Origin of the sequence: Bacillus sp. 7884-1 (assembly GCF_002272245.1) — a bacterium.
Taxonomy (GTDB): domain Bacteria; phylum Bacillota; class Bacilli; order Bacillales; family Cytobacillaceae; genus Neobacillus.
The window spans coordinates 1-3977 of sequence record NZ_NPDD01000180.1 but is presented as its reverse complement, the minus strand read 5'-3'; the positions used below and the strand labels follow the sequence as shown (position 1 = coordinate 3977).

The window sequence follows — 3977 nt, the reverse complement described above, 5'->3', positions numbered from 1 at the left end:
TATTCCTGCTCCAAAACATATTATTTCATCAGGTAAAATAGGTATCACAAATAAAATAAATAAAATACTTATCTCGTTTCTCGAAACATAACGTTTATACTGCTTAAATTGATGTTCTTTTACTAATTTTCTAATTAGCTTTTGTCCCCCAATTTTTGCTATGAAATATGCAATTATTATTCCTGAAAGTGTACCTACAAAGCTATTAATTGCTACAGGAAGAGAACCGAGTACAGCAGTACCAACTCCGATCGTTGCTGCTTCTGGAAAGGGTAACAAGATTGGTTGTAGGAAACAGATTGAAAAGAAAATAAAAGCAACCATAAGCTGATTTCCATGAAATAAATTCTCCATAAAATTCCCACCTCTTTTTCAATTTTGCTATGTCAATTATAAGAGGGAGATCTTATGATATTGGTATATACTTCCTTAAGATTTCCTTAATTTTATAGTAAGAGAATGATAGACAATACAAACATGATTCTAAAATTCTAAAGGGTTAATTTATAAGCAGGTTTTATGCCCTTATTTTTGATAAAAATTGTGCAGAAACAGTTTTACAATTAAGGAAAAGAAGTAAGAAAGTTAATAAGGGAAACACACGTTGTTTAATTTGTAGGTGCGATGTCCATGGAGGATAACGCACTATTTTTTTTAAAGTTATAATTCGCTAACGGGCTGTTTAATGGAAGAAGGTATGGCATTCTAAGCAAGAGAAGTATACTTAGTTCAATAAGAAAAATGATATAATCGATTCTGTTTTTATCAACATAAAATCAATTAATTTAGGAGAAAAAACTTTGAAAAATCTATCTATTACTAATAAAAAATGGTGGTTATCGGCACATATATTATTTTCTGCAATCTGGTTAGGAGTTACTGTTACCTTTTTAATCCTGTCCATTAGCGTTTTAATGACTAATGATAGTCAGGTAATAAAAGCCTATTATCAAAGTATACTCCAAATGGAACAAACTGCGGGTAGAGCTTCACTAATTGGAACGGTTATTACCGGTCTTATCCTTTCTCTCCTTACAAAATGGGGGTTATTTAAATTTTATTGGATAATTACAAAAGAAATCCTGACATTAATATGTTTAATTTTAGGATTTATCTTTATATATTATTGGACTATAAATGGTATTCAGCATTTAGAAGAATCTATAGGTGATCATTTCATGGCAAATCATTATCAACTCATGATTTGGATTATCATACAAGTAATCCTATTGGCAATATTATTTATTCTATCTGTATTCAAACCTTGGGGACAAAGACATAAAAGGCAATAAAAAAATAGAATGGGCTAGTTCTTTTTCTACATATCTTATTGATGCTACTGACCATCTATATAAGAACGATGGGAACTACTTTATTGCTGGACCGAAAGAAATGGTAGATGCCACTTCCGGTTATTTACAAAATAATCATATTTCAAAAAAGAATATCAAAAAGTATGCCTTTTATGGTATTAGTTAAGAATGAATTCGAATGAATCGAGAACATAATATTCTAGGAGGAATCAACATGGAGGTTTTTGAAGAATATTTAGCAGGAATCGATCACCCCGACCACCGCGAGAGAACAAAGGAGATTTTGGTGTGGGTTGCCAATAAATTCCCGAATTTGGAACCGGTATTCAAATGGAATACGCCAATGTTTTCTGACCACGGCACATTTATCATTGGCTTTTCTACAGCGAAGCAGCATTTGAGCGTTTCACCAGAGGTGGCAGGAATTGCGCAATTTGCTGATGACATAGCAAAAGCTGGCTATAGCGCTACCAAAGGCTTGTTTCGTATTTCGTGGAAAGAGCCAGTAAATTATGAATTGCTTGAGAACATGATTGAATTTAATATTTTGGATAAGGCAGACTATACAAATTTTTGGCGGAAATAAGAGCATTACGCCTGAACAACATCCAGCATGGAGATACTATCTGCGATTAATCCCACAATTAATACCTGTCGTCGGGATCGGTTGGTTATTATTTATTGTACCAACATTAAAGAATAATAATTCGATGATTATGGATGCGTTCGGTCTTTTCCCATCTGCGATGATTTTATTAGCAATCGTATTCATCATTGGATTGGTTCTTACCATTTTTAGAATCTATTATCGAATAAGATTAATTAGAAATTGAGATAGAGAAGAAAATGAATATCATTAAAAATAAACGCGATTAGCTCGGCTAACCGCGTTTTCCTTTTATATTTTCCTGTATTAAGCTCTCGATGATGTTTTCGTTTATTTTTGAAATCGAATAGAGAATGGCGCGATACTAGCATCAGGAAAATCACGACGGTTACGAATAGAATTCACATCCAGGGAAGCTGGGATAATTCAAGAAGGTTTAAAGCAGATTTTGTTGAATAATGTGAAACTTTTTATCATTAAAAACCGTATGATAGTAAAAAATGGAAGACTGTGGAAATGAGTAATAAGCCTTTTGGATAACTCTGACCATTATCTCACTATCTATTCTTTGTTAGCATAGTTTTCATTTATTTAATCTTTGGTCCGATATTCCCAATCAAATTACCATCCATTTTAGCCATGAAACACCAGATCAAAGGGGTCCTAAATATGTTAATAATGAACGAATAAAGTTATAAGGAAGTGTAGAGATTGAAGAAAGTATCTTTTGTTGTTTTGATCACCATATTTTTCATGATTTTTGCAGGTTGTTCTAATTCTCCTCAGAAATCTACTAGTTCGCCGGACACAAATAGAGCTTCATCTAATTCAGATCATGATGATGCAATTAATCCTCCTTCCAAAGAATCCCCTGCCAATGATTCGGGCGATATTTCGTCGGAAAATGGTGCAATAAAACAGGTTGATAAGCAAGATAAAGAAATACGAACCCAGTATTCTAGTGAACAAATTGAATACGCTCGAATTTGGCTTCATCTTGGACCCAATCAAGAGATTGATGAATTAAATGTTCTACATATTCCTGCAGGTACCATCAATCCCAATGATGACACCAGTTCTCATTATCCAGAGAATGTTATCCAGTTAGCCGGTTCCCGCTTAGTAGAAGGATCTGTAACATATAGTGGTAATGGGGATGGCACAATTAATGTATACAACGTTCCATTACGCTGGGATGGCACAATTAATGTATACAACATTCCATTACGCTGGGATGGCAATTATCCTGCCGGGGAAGAATTCTACACAGATATTATTAAAAATACCAAGTTAGTAACCGTTCAACAAGGTGACAATGAAAAAATCATAAAATTAATCCAATTGCTAAATGTACAATCATAAGATTGCAGATGGAGGCATCAATTTTGAAAGGAAAGGAATTGATAAAAATGGAAACGAATGACTTTAAAGTGGTTCCTGAAAATCTGGTAGGAAAAACAGTGGAAGAAGTTGCGATCGCTACACATGCTGTCGTGATAAAATTTATGGACGGTACATTTCTAGACATCTACTCTCAACAACCAATAAAAACATCAACCAACAAGCTGGAAGGTTAATAGTTTGAAATTATAGCTGGCGTTGATCCATGAAGGATTAACGCTGTTTTTTATAGAATTTTAATCTATAAATGGGAGAGTGAAAATAACTGCCACTAAAGGAAATGAAAAAGTTTGCGAGAGTGAAATTGGGGGATACGTATGTTTTTAGGTGCAAGAATCGAGACTGAGAGTATTTATACGGCGGTTAGTGAAAAAAAATTCTATCAGTATATTCCAGAGGAGATTCCTACTCGCGAGGATGTAGAAAAAATCATAAAATGGTCCATGGAACAAAATAAGAAAAATACCCATGAAAAATTTACAAATTTAATCTTTAATTATCCATAAGGAGGACAACAGAATCATAGGTTATTGCGGCCTAGGGAACGAGGTACAAGATAGACTGGATATAAAAAAAGGAAAAGGCGCATTTAGAGTTTTAATCCTATAATCGTTTTCCATTAAGTGTAATGGAGCAGCCATTATTGGCGGCTTTTC

Annotated in this window: 7 protein-coding genes; 6 read left to right on the top strand and 1 reads right to left on the bottom strand. The window is 33.8% G+C overall.

Translation table 11 applies throughout. The annotated features are described in order from the left end of the window. The coding region (locus CHI06_RS20250) for a TVP38/TMEM64 family protein (RefSeq protein ID WP_142300992.1) at positions 1 to 354 on the bottom strand (354 nt) is incomplete at its 3' end. Positions 355 to 800: 446 nt separating this feature from the next. Here CHI06_RS20250 and CHI06_RS20245 point away from each other — a divergent pair. From CHI06_RS20245 to CHI06_RS20215, 6 genes are all read left to right on the top strand, one after another. After that, a complete protein-coding gene (locus tag CHI06_RS20245) occupies positions 801 to 1292 on the top strand; it encodes a hypothetical protein (protein WP_095250410.1) in 492 nt (163 codons plus the stop codon). A 235-nt stretch (positions 1293 to 1527) separates the two neighbouring features. After that, complete coding sequence (locus CHI06_RS20235; protein ID WP_095250409.1) at positions 1528 to 1899, top strand: iron chaperone; 372 nt, start codon at positions 1528 to 1530, stop codon at positions 1897 to 1899. Beyond that, entirely contained in the window at positions 1847 to 2146 is a 300-nt protein-coding gene (locus CHI06_RS20230) for a hypothetical protein (protein ID WP_179292713.1), read from the top strand. The genes CHI06_RS20235 and CHI06_RS20230 overlap by 53 nt, the downstream gene beginning before the upstream one ends. A 485-nt stretch (positions 2147 to 2631) precedes the next feature. Further along, positions 2632 to 3282 carry a hypothetical protein gene (locus CHI06_RS20225; protein ID WP_257009387.1) on the top strand — a complete coding sequence of 217 codons (651 nt, stop codon included), beginning with the start codon at positions 2632 to 2634 and terminating at the stop codon, positions 3280 to 3282. 23 nt (positions 3283 to 3305) lie between these two features. Further along, positions 3306 to 3497 carry a hypothetical protein gene (locus CHI06_RS20220; protein WP_095250408.1) on the top strand — a complete coding sequence of 64 codons (192 nt, stop codon included), beginning with the start codon at positions 3306 to 3308 and terminating at the stop codon, positions 3495 to 3497. 141 nt (positions 3498 to 3638) lie between these two features. Further along, positions 3639 to 3827 (top strand): hypothetical protein, encoded by a 189-nt coding sequence (locus CHI06_RS20215; protein ID WP_095250407.1) that lies wholly within the window; start codon positions 3639 to 3641, stop codon positions 3825 to 3827. The last annotated feature ends 150 nt before the right edge of the window (positions 3828 to 3977 follow it).

Bases quoted from the DNA above. Each gene is read 5' to 3' on its own strand.
- CHI06_RS20235 (WP_095250409.1), top strand. From the start codon at position 1,528: ATGGAGGTTTTTGAAGAATATTTAGCAGGAATCGATCACCCCGACCAC.
- CHI06_RS20215 (WP_095250407.1), top strand. From the start codon at position 3,639: ATGTTTTTAGGTGCAAGAATCGAGACTGAGAGTATTTATACGGCGGTT.